The 15,719-nt window shown below is 57.5% G+C and carries 15 protein-coding genes; all 15 read right to left on the reverse strand.

From position 1 onward, the window contains the following. Window positions 1-249 precede the first annotated feature (249 nt). The gene (locus A15D_RS01590; protein WP_022985717.1) at window positions 250-1,059 is read right to left on the reverse strand and encodes a hypothetical protein; all 810 of its coding nucleotides are present in this window, start codon (window positions 1,057-1,059) and stop codon (window positions 250-252) included. Beyond that, window positions 1,056-1,724, reverse strand: a complete 669-nt coding sequence (locus tag A15D_RS17495; protein ID WP_022985716.1) for a CatB-related O-acetyltransferase — start codon at window positions 1,722-1,724, stop codon at window positions 1,056-1,058. The genes A15D_RS01590 and A15D_RS17495 overlap by 4 nt, the downstream gene beginning before the upstream one ends. Then, on the reverse strand, window positions 1,714-2,457 hold the full coding sequence (locus A15D_RS17120) for a phytanoyl-CoA dioxygenase family protein (protein WP_022985715.1): 744 nt from the start codon (window positions 2,455-2,457) through the stop codon (window positions 1,714-1,716). Before A15D_RS17120 ends, A15D_RS17495 begins: the two co-directional genes overlap by 11 nt. Further along, a complete protein-coding gene (locus A15D_RS01605; protein ID WP_102790492.1) occupies window positions 2,454-3,131 on the reverse strand; it encodes a sulfotransferase family 2 domain-containing protein in 678 nt (225 codons plus the stop codon). The genes A15D_RS17120 and A15D_RS01605 overlap by 4 nt, the downstream gene beginning before the upstream one ends. Next, window positions 3,128-6,277, reverse strand: coding sequence for a type 2 lanthipeptide synthetase LanM (lanM, locus tag A15D_RS01610; RefSeq protein ID WP_158245773.1), 3,150 nt, complete (start codon window positions 6,275-6,277; stop codon window positions 3,128-3,130). The genes A15D_RS01605 and lanM overlap by 4 nt, the downstream gene beginning before the upstream one ends. Next, a complete protein-coding gene (locus A15D_RS01615; RefSeq protein ID WP_022985712.1) occupies window positions 6,267-7,997 on the reverse strand; it encodes an ABC transporter ATP-binding protein in 1,731 nt (576 codons plus the stop codon). Before A15D_RS01615 ends, lanM begins: the two co-directional genes overlap by 11 nt. Window positions 7,998-8,065: 68 nt before the next feature. After that, on the reverse strand, window positions 8,066-8,233 hold the full coding sequence (locus tag A15D_RS17225; RefSeq protein ID WP_022985711.1) for a hypothetical protein: 168 nt from the start codon (window positions 8,231-8,233) through the stop codon (window positions 8,066-8,068). Between the two features lie 146 nt (window positions 8,234-8,379). Next, a complete protein-coding gene (gene trmB, locus A15D_RS01620) occupies window positions 8,380-9,096 on the reverse strand; it encodes a tRNA (guanosine(46)-N7)-methyltransferase TrmB (RefSeq protein ID WP_022985710.1) in 717 nt (238 codons plus the stop codon). A gap of 241 nt (window positions 9,097-9,337) precedes the next feature. After that, complete coding sequence (locus A15D_RS01625; protein WP_022985709.1) at window positions 9,338-10,117, reverse strand: thiazole synthase; 780 nt, start codon at window positions 10,115-10,117, stop codon at window positions 9,338-9,340. A gap of 51 nt (window positions 10,118-10,168) precedes the next feature. Then, window positions 10,169-10,366 (reverse strand): sulfur carrier protein ThiS, encoded by a 198-nt coding sequence (gene thiS / locus A15D_RS01630; RefSeq protein WP_022985708.1) that lies wholly within the window; start codon window positions 10,364-10,366, stop codon window positions 10,169-10,171. A gap of 8 nt (window positions 10,367-10,374) precedes the next feature. Then, window positions 10,375-10,743, reverse strand: a complete 369-nt coding sequence (locus A15D_RS01635; protein WP_022985707.1) for a DUF423 domain-containing protein — start codon at window positions 10,741-10,743, stop codon at window positions 10,375-10,377. 631 nt (window positions 10,744-11,374) lie between these two features. Beyond that, the gene (gene rpoH, locus A15D_RS01640) at window positions 11,375-12,238 is read right to left on the reverse strand and encodes an RNA polymerase sigma factor RpoH (RefSeq protein ID WP_102790494.1); all 864 of its coding nucleotides are present in this window, start codon (window positions 12,236-12,238) and stop codon (window positions 11,375-11,377) included. Between the two features lie 359 nt (window positions 12,239-12,597). Next, a complete protein-coding gene (gene ftsX / locus A15D_RS01645) occupies window positions 12,598-13,620 on the reverse strand; it encodes a permease-like cell division protein FtsX (protein ID WP_233191998.1) in 1,023 nt (340 codons plus the stop codon). Further along, a complete protein-coding gene (gene ftsE / locus A15D_RS01650; RefSeq protein ID WP_022985704.1) occupies window positions 13,610-14,311 on the reverse strand; it encodes a cell division ATP-binding protein FtsE in 702 nt (233 codons plus the stop codon). Before ftsE ends, ftsX begins: the two co-directional genes overlap by 11 nt. 75 nt (window positions 14,312-14,386) lie before the next feature. Next, window positions 14,387-15,553 (reverse strand): signal recognition particle-docking protein FtsY, encoded by a 1,167-nt coding sequence (ftsY, locus tag A15D_RS01655; protein ID WP_102790496.1) that lies wholly within the window; start codon window positions 15,551-15,553, stop codon window positions 14,387-14,389. Window positions 15,554-15,719: the final 166 nt, after the last annotated feature.

Consider the following 15,719-nt stretch of genomic DNA (forward strand, 5'->3'; position numbering starts at 1 on the left):
TAGATCCGATCCTCTCTGTCGTTGATGTTGGCCAGCCTGGTGCTGGCCAACATCGTCAGTGCCAAGGTATGGAGCACATGACGGAGACCTCAAGCCGCAATGTGATGATTCCCGGCGGCCTATCCTTTCTTGATGTTTTCACTATACGACGGCTTGCGCTAACAGGATTGCTTTCCCGGGTGATGGGGTTTTCTTCTGTTTTCCGGCATTACCTGAGGCTCAGGTGTGGCGTGCGGGAAAAAAGGGGGGCTAGGTAAGCTCGGGGGGTAAGCCAAAGAGTTGTTCTGTGGATTCGAGCGTCATGTTGATGCCTTTGACCAGGCACCAGCGAGAGGCATTTCCTTGCGCCTGAACCCGTGCGCCATGGTAAGACCAGGGGGTATTCATGAAAATGGCAATCCGCCCTGGCTGAAATGGAATCAGCGTGGCCGCCTCCGGAGCGCAGGATTTCACATGATCCGGCGCGCGCTTGGCCATGATCTCTACCCCTTCGCGGCCAATGATTTGTGGTCCACGAAACAGCCTGGTGCCCCAATCCGGCAAGGCGGTTTGTTCCGGATCAAGATAGAGGATCAGGCTGTAGAGTCGATTGGGCCAATCCATATGTGTTGGCAAGGTGCTGCCCGCAGCACGAATATTCAGGGCGCCACTGGTTGCCCAGGGTTGCAGCTGAATCAGGTCTTGCATGCTGTCTGCACGATGCCCAAAGAGGCGCTGGTATAATGACTGTCTTGCTGGGGCGAACAACGTATGGATCGCGGTCGCGACAACATCATCAAAAAGCGCATCGTTGCAGTGTTGCCAGAAGACTTTACGCCGACTCTGCCATTGCGCCAGTTCTTCACTTTTGTCCCAGATCTGGAACGCCAGTAGTCCATGTCCGGCATCACTGAATTGTGCTTTCCCGGGCAGGCATTGATACGCCTGCAAAATGAATTCCGAGGACAGTGCCCCATCGATGATGGTGTGAGGAAAAGGTTCGCGAATAACATTTGCCCGCCGAACACTTTCCAGCAAGCGAGCATGCTCACGGCGAATCAGTGGATCGAGCGTAGTCATGATTGCCAGTACGCGTTGGCAATGGCCAGCGCCTTGGCCACATCTTTGCGTGGCAAGGTGCGGACAATATGCTGCGGAAGTTCCCACCAGCGGCTGGCGATCAGAGCCTCACGTGTCGCTTCGTCGAAGCGGTATTTCAACACTCTGGCAGGGATGCCGCCTACAATGGCATAGGGGGGAACGTTCTCGGTGACGACGGCGCCGGCTGCAATGCAGGCGCCATGACCAACGCAAATGCCTTGCAGTATGACCGCATTGTGGCCGACCCAGACATCACACCCGATCACAGTGGGGTAAACGCCAGCCCGGTAAATATCCTCCGGGCCCATCTCTCCGCCCATTTCCTGCTCCAGATCCAGCATCCCGGTTGTCAGCATGTCAACGTTGTGGCTGACTGCGCCGAGAGTGGCCAGGGCGCTGATGGAGCTGTGCCGCCCAATAATGAGGTTGGTTGGCATCTGGGTCCGGCACTGATAGTACGCATTGCGCCCCATCAGCAGGTTGAAGGGCTGATAGTCGTTGCTGACTCTGCTTTGTTTTTCCAGGAAACAGGCTCGCTCGTGATCACCATCAAAGGCCGAGAGAGAAAGCTCTTCCGGATGAAGCCAGTCGGCGTAACTGGCCAGTGCTTTCAGACGGTTCAGTTTTTGTTCGTTACTGATCATCGGGTTTTCCATGGGGCCACAGTAAGGATTGCGGGATAGAGCCAAAGGGTGTTCCCGCCAGCTGGAGTTGGGCCAGCGGCGAATGGATATGGGAAAACGCGACGCTGCGTTGAGCCTCTCTGCCGACGATTCCCTTGCGGTGTGTGACGGAAACGTCAAAAACGATGGCGGTTCCGGCGCATCCTTCAATGTTTTCGTAGGGAAGATTGGCGCCACTGCATAGACACGGGTCCTGATAGCTAACCTGATTCTTCCATTGTTCAAGCCGGGTCCTGTGATTGCGATAGTGAGTGCCTGACTTCACCTGAATGGCACCATTGTTTGTTGTTACATCGGACACATAAATCATCAAGCGAAGAGAAAGTGTTGGATCCCAGTGGGGGTGATGATTGCCGGCCCCCCGGCGATCATGTTTATACGTATCTTCGCAAATTGAGGCGAAATCATTCCGGCTGTCACGGCATTGAAAATACAGTTCTCCAAGCTGGCGAAACCAGTCAGGGAAAAGGCATTGATGCAGTGTTGTCAGTTGATGATTGAGCAAATCAATCGCTCGGGCGGGAAGAATTTTTTCGCCATCCATGGGGGGGGCGAGTTTGAGGCCTGCCAGAGATTCGGAAAAACAGCGATGGTGCTCCTCTGCCAGCGCCATGGAACGGTCAGCATAGAGGCCGGGGAAAACCACGACGCCCTTCTCTCGTAATGTTTGGGTTGCCTGCTGAAGATTCATCATGACTTATCAAGCTCCCAGTCCAGTCGGCGGCTTGCATAATCATACAGGGCAAATTCCCGATGAAAGCGTGCCCGGAATTGTTCCCGGTAATGAGCAAGGTCGATAATGTTTTCTTCTCTTGGGCTGGTGTTTTCAAACGGGATCGAAGGGGTTGGCTTCCCCAGCTTTACCGCCAGAAGCTCCAGGGAGTCAGCAAACCGCTCGGTGAGTCCAATCCACAGAAAGCGTTGCTCGAGCCAGCCCTGAATGTGTTGCTCGCTGGCGCTCCACAGGTCGAAAGGAAGCCCGAGATAATTGAATATTTTTGGGTTTTTAAGGGTGTCTTCCAGATATTTTTCTACGTCAATTTGGCCAAGATCGCCCAGCCTGCGACGGAAATAATAGCCGGACAAAACCATTTCCATGGGGTCGCGCAGCATGGTAATGAACTGGGTGGCATCAGGATAGTAATCGAGAGCCCCAATGGCCCACTGATGATGATAAAAATGCCCATGGACACAGGCGTTTTGCTGGGCTGCCGCTCTCTCCGGAGGGCCCTCGGGATCGTCGGGATAATGCAGAAAGAGTCGATCCTTGAAAACACTTCTCAGGCAGGTCGTAAAGCTGGTTCCTGCGCATTTCGGGATATGGATAGAGACCAGTAGCTTGTCAGGGTTGTACTGTAGCATGGTCATTCCTTATCCAGCACCAGTAGTGAAGGTAGCCGATCCGGCTGTTCCAGTCTGAGGAGGGTATAGCCGATGCCAGCCATCCCCGTCATCATCCCCGGCTGCATGCTCTCCCCTCCGGGAATTGTCCAGCTGAGCTGGGACTGATGGCGCTGTAACATTCGTGATGCCAGATGGCCTGCCGTTTGTGGCTCGCCCAGAAGCAGCCACATGTCGATCAGTCCGCAGTTTCCCATGGAGAGATGATCCCATTGCATGAGTGGCCGGTCACGCAAACGTTGCAGGGCCAACTCGGCCGTCGGGCTGAAAGTTCCGGTCAGTTTCTTTACCCGGTCGAGGGCAATGAGGATTCCGGCTGCACCGTGGGCCCAGCCATCACTGTCGGCAGGTGCGTCCTGCTCAGCAGATACCTTCCAATTGCGCTTTTCAGGGATCCACTGGTGATCCAGGAATTCCACACACTTCGTTATCGTGCGAAGCGCATGATCAGCCTGTGCTACGCCCGGGAAGGCATCCAGCAACTGACAGAGTGCAGTCAAGGGGCCGGCTATGCCATGTCCTGCGCCTGTCTGAAATGCGGCGGGGTTGTTGTCATCGTAGCGGCCGTGATCGGGCCAGCCGACCAGCCTGGCAGGAGGCCCGGTCATCACACACTGACGGAGTAACTCTGCCAATGGCATTGGCTGTGGTGCTGGCAGGTTGGTGCGCATGGCGACACTGGCGCCAGCCAACCCACTGATCCAGTCCGCGCTGCTGCCTGACGGACGAAATTGCGCTGAGGAAATGCCGTTACGCAAGGTTGCCAGGCCCGTTTTGAGCGTGGGCATCTCAATCAGTTGCAGGGCGTGTTGCAAGGCAAATAAAAGAGCGGTACGACCAACCAGGCCTCCGTGGCGATTATCAAGTTCTTCGCTCCACGTAGCAGCACTGTCGAGTAGGCCGGTAAAGATATTTTCGCTGAGCTGGTAAAACCGTGACGCTTGGGTTCGTTGTGCCAGAGCGGCAAAGAACAATCCCATCCCGGCCTGCCCATCGTAAAGGCTGGCGCCGAGCGCCCGAACCGTACTGGGGCGATCGGCGCCAAGGGATTGCGGGGCGATCCAGGTTGGCTGGAGCCCTTGCGTCTGCGGCTGCGCAACCGCCATCTTCAGCAGGGTATCGCCAATATGAACCGCCGCTTCCAAGGCTGACGGTGTGCTGTCCGTGCGCTGCCTGGCGAGGGGTAGATCTGTTGGCTCAGGGTCGCTTCGGGTAGTGAACAGGCATGCTTTAATCAGACTGGTCTGGAAAGCGACTTCAGCGTCGGATAGCCGCATGAAGCGTTCTTTGATGGCATCCAGGCCGGATTGGGAAAAGAGAGTGACAGGGCCGCTGGCGCCACCGTTCCAGGCTGTCGCATTTACTGGCAGAGTGAAGTGGGGAATGTCTCCGTTTTGCAGGGCTCGCTTTTCTACTTCAAGGAACGGCCATACGTGTGGGCAAGTGTCATGGCTCAGAAAGGTCGCGGCCAGACACTCCTGCTCAATTTCGGCGTCAATCAGTGTCAGGGAATAACGGGGGTGGCGAACAGCCTGTTCCAGCGTGGCGTAGAGCGTGGTATCCCTGACCAGAAAACGGACCTGACAGTCTGCCAGTAATTCGCCCAGTTGCTGGTTCCATGCGGTTGAGTCAGCCAGGCGTCTGGCAGCTCCAACGAGGCTGGAAAAACCAGCGATAATGCTTTCCTCATATTCACAGGGCGGCGGAAGAGCTGCGCTACTGTTGGCGCTTTCAACCCGAACCCACTCGGTTTTCAGTGCCATTTGATCTGTATTAATGTGAGTCCAGCAGTGTGTCTTCAGGTCGGTGAGATATTTTTTTCCGGCTGAAATACCACTGATCTGTATCGCGGTGCCATCGCCGTACGAGAGCCACCGTGGCAACAGGCCTGAACGTAAAACCGTGGCGTCTTCGGCCCGTGCGCCAGTCATCGCCGAACCTGTGCTGCTGCCGGAGGTGGCGAGTGGTACGGGGGACGCCAGCATCTCGGCATCGATGATCACGGGGCCTTGTTCAGCCGCCATCACATTTTCATCGTGAAGGTCCGTGCCAGCGAACATCCATGCCGCAAAAATTACTTTGCCAGCTTGCCGATAATACTGTTCGGGGTTACCGGTCTGCGCATGGATCTCTGCAGCCCAGCCATGTCCCTCACCGCTCAGCATTGGGGGGACAATATCAGCTAGTGAGGTATCCAGTTTTTCACACAACTGCGCAATGCAGCTTTCCAGTTGCATTTCGCGCGGCTTGTAATACAGCGCCTGATGCGCGGAGAACTCGACACGCATCACGCTCTGTCCGTTGTGATGACGATCTGACAGGCCACACCGAACGGCGGTAACCGGTTTGTCGGGCGCGATGCCAAACCGCTGTTTCAGCGCGTGTCTGTCCTCTGCAAGATGGTATGACAGTTGGAGCTGGTTATCTCGCCACTGACAAAGAGCGAGGCTGGCCAGCCGGGTAGCGTAAGCATATTTGAGAAGGAAAGGGGCGATATCGCCGTCACGCAGGTTGTTGATGAATTGGTTGTAGAGTCCATCCCCCGGGGCGCCCGTCGCCGTTGATGCCAGCCGGAACAGGGAGAATTCATGTTCAAGGCAACGTGCCAGGTTGGCAGAAAGGCGTTGGAGCAATTCTCTGCAAAGTGCGGCTCTTGCCTGGGGAGAAAACTGGCTTGACCATTCGGGGCACTCTTTTATGAGGGTTGCGCGGTATCTTGAAACCACAGGAGCCAACAGGGCTTCAAACGGGATCGGGTCGCTGGCATCCAGGAAGGCAGCGCCTTCAATATCAACGCTCGCCAGCATGATGGTATTAGCCATCTCCCAGGCGGTTTCCGTCCAGGCCGCGCACGGGACGTTCTCTCGCAGTGTGCCAGGGCGCAGGCGATCCAGAAGACTGCCCGCATTCAGAGTGTAGTGATCCCATTGCAGTCGTTTTGACAGGCTTCCCGGAGAGAAACGGTCTAGTACTTCCTGCCATCGTTGCAGGCGTCGCGTAGCGGTCTTGCCGCCGCTCTCGCTCATATCCGCCTGTAACCATTCGCCGGAAAGGTGCTGAGCCAATGTCAGCGTTCGTGCCGTGAGGGTGCGCTGAAAAGCGTCAGTGTTCATCTTCGCTGTCATTGGGCTGCGAGGGAGTTGAGGCCGCGTCAAGCAGTTGTCGATAAAGCGGGGAGTGATTCAATAGATGGGAATGGGTCCCTTGTGCCGCCACGCTCCCCTTTTCCATCAGAACAATCCAGTCGGCATTACGGATGCTGTCCAGGCGATGAGTGATGATGAAGCGGGTTTCCCCTTGGGGGCGTGCCAGAAAGCGTTTCAGAATGGTGCTTTCGTTGATGCGGTCCAATTGTGAGGTGGCTTCATCCAGAATCAGCACAGGCTTGGTGGTTAGCCACGCCCGTGCAAGGGCTACACGCTGGCGCTCGCCACCTGACAGCCGCTCGCCAGCCTCTCCGCAGAGGGTTTGCAGGCCGGCGTCATGCTGGGCAATGACGCTGTCGACCCGACACGCGGAAAGTGCATCAGCAAGCTCAGCATCGCTACAGAGGGGAGACGCGAAGCGGATGTTGTATTCCAGAGTGTCATTGAAGATACCTGTGCGTTGTGAGAGGTACAATGTCTGCCGCATTCGCCCATTGGCGTGGACCGGGTTACCGTCATAACAAAGCCGCCCTTCGGCAGGGTGAATGACCCCGGCAAGGACTTTCATTAAAACGGATTTTCCCGCCCCGCTCTGGCCAACAATGGCAACCGTGCTGCCTGTGGTGACATCCAGCGTGACATCCTTGAGCAGGCTTTCTCCTTCCTCGCTGTACACGCTGACATGCTCAATGGAAATTGACCGTGAGGGGGCGGGTGCCTCGGCCTCCGGATCAGGGGGCTCCAACTCCAGTACTTCGAGGTTCTGAATGTCGGTCTTCGCCTGAATGAATGCGGTATACAGCAACCCTACCGCTTGAAGCGGGGCAAACACCTGAAGCATGTACATATTCACCATGACCAGATCCGCTACGCTGGCGTGCCCGTTCTGCATGTCTCTGACTGTCAGGAACAGCATCAACCCAAGCCCGGAATGCACAATCAGCGACTGAATGATTTTGCTTCGTGACAGGTGCTGTTGTTGTGCTCTCCAGTGTTGGTGTAGCGAGTGCTGGCGAGAGAGAAGGCGCAGACTTTCGCTTTCGGTGTTTTCGAATTGCTGTACGATTTCATGATTTGCCAGACTGTCGCCAATCATTGCGTGCACTTGATTGTCGGCCTGGATTCGTTGGGCATAGAGCTTTTTTTGGGTGTCGGCGATGTGCATGGTAAAACGCACATAGACCGCCAATGTGACAACAAGAATGGCGAAAAAGGCCAGCCCCTGAGACCAACCCAGAATGATGGCTGCGATGAGGCAGTAAAGCGCATTAGGCAGAAGATTGAACAAGCCGACACTGCTAAGTGATTCCAGGCTCCATGCTGCCCGCGTCAACATCTGGGTGAGCTTGGGGGAGGCATGGCGGGAGTGGAAACCGTTGGTCTTGGCGTGCAGTGCTGCAAGGGCCTGGGCCATGAACTGCCGTTGAACCCGCTGTATCAGCGGTAAAAACAAAATTTGTCTCACTTCATCTGTCACCACCACTGACAGCGAGGCAAGCACATAGCCGGCCAGTAACCAGAACACAATGTCAGTTGTGTCGTGGCTATCAAATTGAGAGACCAGTGATGCAAACAGTAATGGGATGCCGGCCTGTAGAGCCCGGGAGGAAGCCAATAACCCCAAGGTAGATACTGAGGCGAGGGCGTGACGGTACAGGGTATCCCTGATCAGACGATAAGCAAGCATGGCCTGGCTGGAATAGAAAATAAAAAGGCACCCGAAGAGGGTGCCTGTCTGCTGTCAGTGTAAACGGATCAGCAAGTAATGTTTCTGGACTGGTTGATGCAGATTGCTTCTTCGCTTCCCATGGTGGGCTTGAACACCGTTTCCAGCAGCTTGCTGTTTACGGTTTGCTCGGCCTGCTGGTCAATAGTTTCAGCCGCAACCAGTTCTGCTTCGATATCATCTTTGAATTCAATCATTGTCGTTCCCCTTGGGCTGGTTTATTCGAAATTTTCATGCCGAAAGTGTGAGCCGGCTCATGCTTCAGTACTCTTTATAATAGATACCAGTCGCCCAGGGGAGATTCAATACCTTAAATGGGGTAGAAATACCATTCATCTATTGGTTAGCGTTTTTCATACAAAAGATCCCATACCCCATGCCCCAGTCGCTCGCCGCGGCGTTCGAATTTGGTTTCAGGGCGCCACTCAGGACGGGGGGAGAAGGTGGCATTGCCTGCCAGATTGGTAAAGCCTTCCATGCGGCTCATCACTTCCACCATGTGCTCTGCATAGTTTTCCCAATCCGTTGCCATATGCAGCATCCCTCCGGGCTGCAGCTTCTGACGCACCCGCTCGACCCATGCCGGCTGCACGATTCGGCGTTTATGGTGCTTTTTTTTGTGCCAGGGGTCAGGGAAGTACAACTGCACCCGGGCCAGGCTGTTGTCAGGAATACACAGTTCCAGAATCTCCACAGCGTCGTCACAGTAGCTGCGCAGGTTGGACAGGTTCTGCTGCTCGATTTCCATCAGCAGAGCACCGACGCCGGGTCGGTGAACTTCGATACCGATGAAATCCTTGCTGGGGTCAGCCTTGGCCATGGCGGCAAGGGATTGCCCCATGCCGTAGCCGATTTCCAGCACCCTGGGCGCGTCGCGGCCAAATACGGCCTGCGGGTTCAGAAGGCCGTCATCACGCTCCAAACCAAAGGTGGGCCAGAGCGAGTCCAGGGCATTGCGCTGACCTGTGGTCAGGCGCCCTTCGCGGAGAACAAAGCTGCGCACCTTGCGCATGACCTTGCCGGTTTCCGGGTCTTTATCCTGTTTGATGAAGTCGAGCATGGTGATCTGCTGGCGAGTGGTGGGGCCGTAATTGTAGCAGAAAGGCGGGGCGCAAAGGCGTTCACGTGTTGTTGATCAGGTTAGGGGGATAGTCGATAGCGTTACCCCATGGCAACAAGATAATACTTCCCCCTGGCATCGACTCTTCCCCGGAGCGATGCCATTTTTTTTGCTGTTTCGCGGTGAATCCGCGCGCCCAGACCCGTATGCGGGCAACCTCCAGGCGCGCAGGTAGGGAGCGCTAGCGGCTGATACCTTCCAGGGGCGATGAGGCGCTGGCGTAGGCCTTGCGGGGCATGCGCCCTGCCAGGAACGACTCCCGCCCGGCTTCGATCGCCTTCCTCATGGCAGATGCCATCAGGACCGGGTTGCCTGCATGGGCAATGGCCGAGTTTAGCAGTACACCATCACAGCCCAGCTCCATGGCAAAGGCCGCGTCGGAGGCGGTGCCGACGCCGGCATCCACAATGATGGGGACGTTGGCGTCTTCCTTGATCAGCTGTATGTAGTGGGGGTTGAGGATGCCCAGTCCCGAGCCGATCAGCGAGCCCAGTGGCATCACGGCAACACAGCCCATGGCTTCCAGTTCCTTGGCCACGATGGGGTCGTCGTTGGTGTACACCATCACCTTGAAGCCATCGTCGACCAGTGCCTGCGCCGCTTTCAGGGTGTGAGGAATGTTGGGGTAGAGGGTTTTCTGGTCGCCCAGGACTTCCAGTTTTACCAGGTCGTGACCGTCCAGCAGCTCGCGGGCCAGCTTGCAGCACCGCACCGCTTCCTCGGCGGTATAGCAACCGGCGGTGTTGGGCAGGATGGTGTATTTTTCCGGCGGAATGTAATCGAGCAGATTCTCTTCGTCGGCATTCTGGCCAATGTTGGTCCGGCGAATGGCCACCGTCACCATTTCCGCCCCACTGGTTTCGATCGCGTCGCGTGTTTCGTTGAAATCCTTGTATTTACCCGTGCCGATGATCAGTCGTGATTGGTAGGTCTTGTCGGCAATGGTGAGTAAATCGGACATGGGGGCCTCGTTACAGTTAAGGGGTTACGTCAGGGCGTGTGCGAGCAGGGGTCAACCGCCGCCGATGGCATGCACAATCTCCACCACGTCACCCTCATTGAGAGCAACATCGCCGTGCTGGCTCTTGGGGATGATTTCCCGGTTTACTTCCACGGCCAGCCGGCGGCCGGTCAGGCCGAGTTGGGCAACCAGGTCGGTAATGGTGTTGCCATCCAGTGTCAGGGTATCGCCATTTACGGTGAGGTTCATGATCGTGATCAAGCGTGTTTGAAAAGGGACCAGGCCAGCATCAGCCAGCCGATAATCAACGCGGTGCCACCCAGTGGGGTAATGGCGCCAAGCCACTTTTGCCCGGTCAGCACCAGAATGTACAGGCTACCACTGAAGACCAGCATACCGGCAAACATGACCCAGCCAGCGGTGACCAGATTGCTGACGCCATAGGCTTTGGCCAGCAGTCCTGCCAGCAACAGCGCCAGAGCGTGATAAAAGTGGTATTCACTGGCGGTGGCCCAGGTGGCCAGCATGGACTCGTCCACGCGAGCTTTCAGGCCATGGGCGCCAAAGGCTCCCAGAATGACGGCCAGTGCGCCGTTGAGGGCGCCAAGGACAAGCAGGGTTTTCATGCGAAGCTCCACAGGTGACGGCGATGTCGGGTGCCGTCTTGGGCTGCATAGTGTAGCGGAATTCTCGGATTGACGGGCACAATCTCACGCCTCGACTTGCCGCTGAGTCTGCGTGGCGGGATGGAAGTGGTCGATTCCTCGTCAAGCCCGGTTGCGGCTCAAGACCGTCTTTTCTCATTGCTCTCTTGGGCTATCGCGCCGCGAGCGACGCTCCTACGGAAAGGTGTGGGCGCATCGGGAATTCGAGATGTGCCATAAAAACTGCCCGTGTCGCGGTACAAAAAAGGGTTCTTCGCGGATTTGAGGGAAAGGCCCAATTTACCCCCCTCACTTGCCGTAGGAGCGTCGCTCGCGGCGCGATTCCAGACCAGGGTCAAAAGCATTTTCGCCACAGAGGGCACAGGGGCTACTGAGGAAAGACGGCTTTTCTCTATGGGCCCTGTGTTAAGGAACCTCTGAATAACTCCTTGCGTGCTCAGTCTTTAACGACGTGGGCCACCGAGCGGAGCGAATAACCGACGCACCTACGGCAAGTGAGGGGGTTAAATCGGGCCTTTCACGGAAATTCGCGATGCATAACAAAAAAGCCCCTCGGAGAGGGGCTTTGTTCTGTCGCAGTACGCGTGTTGCGTTATGCGGCAATCGCGTTGCGCAGTTTCTTGATGGCGTTGTTTTCCAGCTGGCGAATACGTTCAGCCGATACGCCGTACTCGTCGGCCAGTTCCTGCAGCGTGGATTTCTGGTCGGCCAGCCAGCGGCGTTCGAGAATGTCGCGGCTGCGGTCGTCCAGTGCCATCAGGGCAGAGCCCAGCTGGCGGGTTTCACGCTGTTGTTGATCCTGCTCGGCGATCAGGTCAGCCGGGTCGCTGTTGTCGCTGTGCAGGTAGGCGGCCGGGGAGACCACGGTGTTATCGTCGTCATCATTGGTGGGGCCATCGAAGCTGGCGTCGTAGGCGCCAAGCCGGCCTTCCATTTCCTTCACCTGCTCGGCGGTCACGCCCAGATCATCGGCCACTCGCTGAGCTTCTTCCAGCGTCAGGCGGCCCAGGCGTTTCTTCTGGCCACGGAGGTTGAAGAACAGCTTGCGCTGGGCCTTGGTGGTGGCCACTTTCACGATGCGCCAGTTCTTGATCACGTATTCGTGGATTTCGGCCTTGATCCAGTGGACGGCGAAACTCACCAGACGTACGCCCTTGGTCGGGTCGAAACGCTTGACGGCTTTCATCAGGCCCACGTTGCCTTCCTGCACCAGGTCGCCCAGGGGCAGTCCGTAACCGGTGTAGCTACGGGCAATGTGAACCACAAAACGCAGGTGCGCCAATACCAGGTTGCGGGCGGCGTCCAGGTCCTGGTCGTAGTAAAGCTGCTCGGCCAGGCGTTGTTCGTCGTCTGCGCTGAGAACCGGCACGGCATTAACGGCTCGCATGTAGGCATCCAGGTCATTACCCGGAACGGCCAGCGTGAGCGCCTGTGCTTGGGAAGTAGGGTGTGTCATGCGCAATGTCTCCTTGTGAAGACGTCTCTTTTAAACCAGTTGAGCCCGATATTAGCACTCGAATTCATAGAGTGCTAATAGGTGAAAAAGTTCCGATTAATCAGCTTTTTCGATGGATCACAGCATAGCGGGTTTGCATGAACAGGCTGTGAAGCGGGTTTAGGGTCAGCTATCAGCTATCAGCTGTGAGCTATCAGCTGTGAGCTGTGAGCTGTGAGCTGTGACGTTATTAGAGGCCTCCGGGAACGGAAAGTTCCGGACTTCACGCTGGTGCCTTTATGGTTCGCGGGCAAGGCGTTGCGGCTTGGCAGGGCCTGCCCCGCGCCTCGCAGCTGGAAGCTCATAGCTCGCAGCTGCTTTCAGAAGTTGGGTTCGATGTCGCCCAGGTGGCGACCGACTGCCAGCCACGCCCCCAGCAATCCCAGGATGCCGCTGAACATGGGCAGGATGATGAGGCTGGATGCGGCCATGGAGGTGAGTGATTGCTCGCTTTCATAAAGGGCGAGCAGTTCGTCAATGGGGCCGCCAAGCCACCACAGGGCTGTCTGGACCAGGACCACGGCGACCAGCCCGCCGCCAAAACCAAAGCAGAACCCGGTGTAAAGGAAGGGGCGGCGCACGAAGCCATCGGTACCGCCAACGATTTTCACCACCACGATTTCGTCCCGGCGGCTTTCAATGCCCAAGCGGATGGTATTGACCACCACCAGCACCACGGCGGCAGCGAGCGCCAGGGTAAGGGCCGAGATCAGCCTCTCGCCCAGTTCAATCAGGGCATGCAGGCGGCGCACCCACTCCACGTCCAGTTGCACCAGGTCGACCCCGGGCTCCGCAGCGAGGCGGTTTTCCAGGTCCCGCAGGGTGACCGGGTCGGTACTGTCCGGGAATACCACGATAAGAGGGGGCAAGGGGTTGTCCGGCAGGGCCTCAAGTACGTCGCCAAACCCCGATAGCGCCTGAAATTCGGCCAGCGCCTGTTCGCGGGTAATCACTTTCGTGCGTTGGATGTGATCCAGCGCTTCCCATTGCCGGGCCAGATCCCGCTGCCGGGACTCCTCGACATCCATGGTCAGGAACACGGACAGGTGGGCGTTGCCATCCCAGCCCCGGGTGATGGCCCTGGCATTGTCCAGCAGCACGGCCAGCCCGGCGGGCAGGGACAGGGCAATGGCAATCACCAGAATGGTCATGGTGCTGCTGGCACGGCTCAGGTTGATACGGTGTAGAGCGTCCCGCAGTGAATCCCGGTGGTGCTCCCGCCAGCTGGCAAGGCGATCCTTCAGTGAGGTGCTGGCGCTGTGGGCTCCAGCCGCGCGGCGTGGCTTTTCGGCCTTGGAGCGACGGGGCTTGATGGGGGTGGCATTGCGTTTGTTAGCGGCCATGAGGATCCCCTGTTCCATTGCCATCGCGGTCATCGCCATCGTGGATCAGGCGGCCCTCGCGGAGGGTCAGCAGACGGTGGTTATAGCGGGCAATCAGGCTCAGGTCGTGGGTGGCGATCAGTACCGCCACGCCGACTCGGGCGAAGTCCTGGAACAGATCCATGATTTCTTCAGAGAGCGCGGGATCCAGGTTCCCGGTAGGCTCATCGGCGAGCAGCAGTGGGGGTTTGTTGACAACCGCGCGTGCGATGCCCACCCGTTGTTGCTCCCCGCCGGAGAGCATGATCGGGTTGAGCTTTTCCTTGTCGAGCAGTCCGACCTTGTCGAGTGCAGCGCGTACCCGTTTTCCGATATCGGCGCGGGAATAACCGGCAATGATCAGTGGCAAGGCGACGTTGTCGAATACGCTACGGTCAAACAGCAACTGGTGGTTCTGGTGCACCATGCCGATCTTGCGGCGCAGCAGGGGAATGTGGCGGTTGCCGAAGCCATTGAGGTTCTGGCCTTCCACCAGCACCTGCCCCTGGGATGGGCGCTCGATCATCATGATCAGTTTCAGCAGGGTCGACTTGCCCGCCCCGGAGTGACCGGTCAAAAAGGTGAGTTGCCCGGCTGGCAGGGTAAAACTGACCTTGCTGAGCGCGTCTTTGCCGTTCGGGTAGCGTTTACTGACCCGGTCGAACTGAATCATGGATGTCCTTCGGACTGTGTCATGCCTTGCGGGGCGACACTGCGCCCCGTCAAGGGTGTTCTGGAGGAGGTGGGATCAGCCCGTCACATCCTCAAACAGCGCCTGAACGAACTCTTCTGCATGGAACGGTCGCAGGTCTTCCAGGCGTTCCCCAACACCGATAAAACGAATCGGCAAGCCAGTACGTTTGGCCAAGGCGAACAGGATACCGCCTTTGGCGGTGCCGTCGAGCTTGGTCAGTGCCAACCCGGTCACGCCGGCGGCATCACGGAACTGTTCGGCCTGATTGATGGCATTCTGACCGGTGCCGGCATCCAGTACCAGCAGCACTTCATGAGGGGCATCCGGAATCAGTTTCTTCATCACCCGGGTGACCTTGGTCAGCTCGTCCATCAGGTTGCCGCGGGTATGCAGGCGGCCAGCGGTGTCGGCGATCAGCACATCGGCCCCGCGGGACTGGGCCGCCTGAACGGCGTCGTACACGACTGAGGCCGAGTCGGCGCCGGTGTGCTGGGCGACTACGGGAATATCGTTACGCTCCCCCCAGACTTGTAGCTGTTCCACAGCAGCGGCACGGAAGGTATCGCCGGCGGCCAGCATCACGCTCTTGCCCTCGGCCTTGAAGCGGCAAGCGAGCTTGCCGATGGTGGTGGTCTTGCCGACGCCGTTGACGCCCACCATCAGGATTACATAGGGTTTTTTGCTGCTGTCGATGATCAGGGGTTGGTCGACCGGTTCCAGCAACTTGCGCAGTTCGTTCTGCAGCGATTCATATAGCGCATCGGCATCCACCAGCTCTTCACGGGTTACCTGGTCGGTGAGCGCCTGGATGATCACATCCGTGGCTTCTACACCCACATCAGCTACCAGCAGCTGGGTCTCGATTTCCTCGAAGATCTCGTCGTCGATCTCCTTGGCGCCCACCAGCAGGTCGGCCAGGCCTTTGCCCAGGCCCTTGCGGGTCTTGCTCATGCCCTGCTTCATGCGGGCCCAGAAACCCTCGCCGTCATCATTGCTGTCGGCATTGACGGTTGTGGTGGCGGGAGTCGCCTCGGGTTCGGGATTGCTCACGACGGGGGGCGCAGGCTCTGGCACCGTTTCTGCCCCCTGTGTGCGCTCACCGCCCTGGCTCTCGGGTGTGCTGTCTTGTTCGTCAGTACCGACAAACATGCGTTTCCAGAAGCCGGTTTTTTTCGGTTCCTGCTTGGAATTATCGTCGTCGCGGGAAACTTCGTCGCTCATGTTCAGTCGTATCCAGATACGAAGGGAGTAGCCCTTCCTCAACAATCAGGCTGCAAGTGCAGGGCAATTGAGGAGCCTCTGAATAATGCCTTGCGTGCTCAGCGTGACCAAGCGTAGCAGATGTGCGCTCCTGGTCGCGCCCTTCGGGTCTTCCAGGCTGACCCGC

The sequence above is a fragment of the Alcanivorax sp. MD8A genome, assembly GCF_002888555.1.
Lineage (GTDB): Bacteria > Pseudomonadota > Gammaproteobacteria > Pseudomonadales > Alcanivoracaceae > Alcanivorax.

Coding starts and splice junctions, on each gene's coding strand:
- A15D_RS01590 (WP_022985717.1), bottom strand. CDS start 1,059: ATGACTACGCTCGATCCACTGATTCGCCGTGAGCATGCTCGCTTGCTG.
- A15D_RS17495 (WP_022985716.1), bottom strand. CDS start 1,724: ATGATCAGTAACGAACAAAAACTGAACCGTCTGAAAGCACTGGCCAGT.
- A15D_RS17120 (WP_022985715.1), bottom strand. CDS start 2,457: ATGATGAATCTTCAGCAGGCAACCCAAACATTACGAGAGAAGGGCGTC.
- A15D_RS01605 (WP_102790492.1), bottom strand. CDS start 3,131: ATGACCATGCTACAGTACAACCCTGACAAGCTACTGGTCTCTATCCAT.
- lanM (WP_158245773.1), bottom strand. CDS start 6,277: ATGAACACTGACGCTTTTCAGCGCACCCTCACGGCACGAACGCTGACA.
- A15D_RS01615 (WP_022985712.1), bottom strand. CDS start 7,997: ATGCTTGCTTATCGTCTGATCAGGGATACCCTGTACCGTCACGCCCTC.
- A15D_RS17225 (WP_022985711.1), bottom strand. CDS start 8,233: ATGATTGAATTCAAAGATGATATCGAAGCAGAACTGGTTGCGGCTGAA.
- trmB (WP_022985710.1), bottom strand. CDS start 9,096: ATGCTCGACTTCATCAAACAGGATAAAGACCCGGAAACCGGCAAGGTC.
- A15D_RS01625 (WP_022985709.1), bottom strand. CDS start 10,117: ATGTCCGATTTACTCACCATTGCCGACAAGACCTACCAATCACGACTG.
- thiS (WP_022985708.1), bottom strand. CDS start 10,366: ATGAACCTCACCGTAAATGGCGATACCCTGACACTGGATGGCAACACC.
- A15D_RS01635 (WP_022985707.1), bottom strand. CDS start 10,743: ATGAAAACCCTGCTTGTCCTTGGCGCCCTCAACGGCGCACTGGCCGTC.
- rpoH (WP_102790494.1), bottom strand. CDS start 12,238: ATGACACACCCTACTTCCCAAGCACAGGCGCTCACGCTGGCCGTTCCG.
- ftsX (WP_233191998.1), bottom strand. CDS start 13,620: ATGGCCGCTAACAAACGCAATGCCACCCCCATCAAGCCCCGTCGCTCC.
- ftsE (WP_022985704.1), bottom strand. CDS start 14,311: ATGATTCAGTTCGACCGGGTCAGTAAACGCTACCCGAACGGCAAAGAC.
- ftsY (WP_102790496.1), bottom strand. CDS start 15,553: ATGAGCGACGAAGTTTCCCGCGACGACGATAATTCCAAGCAGGAACCG.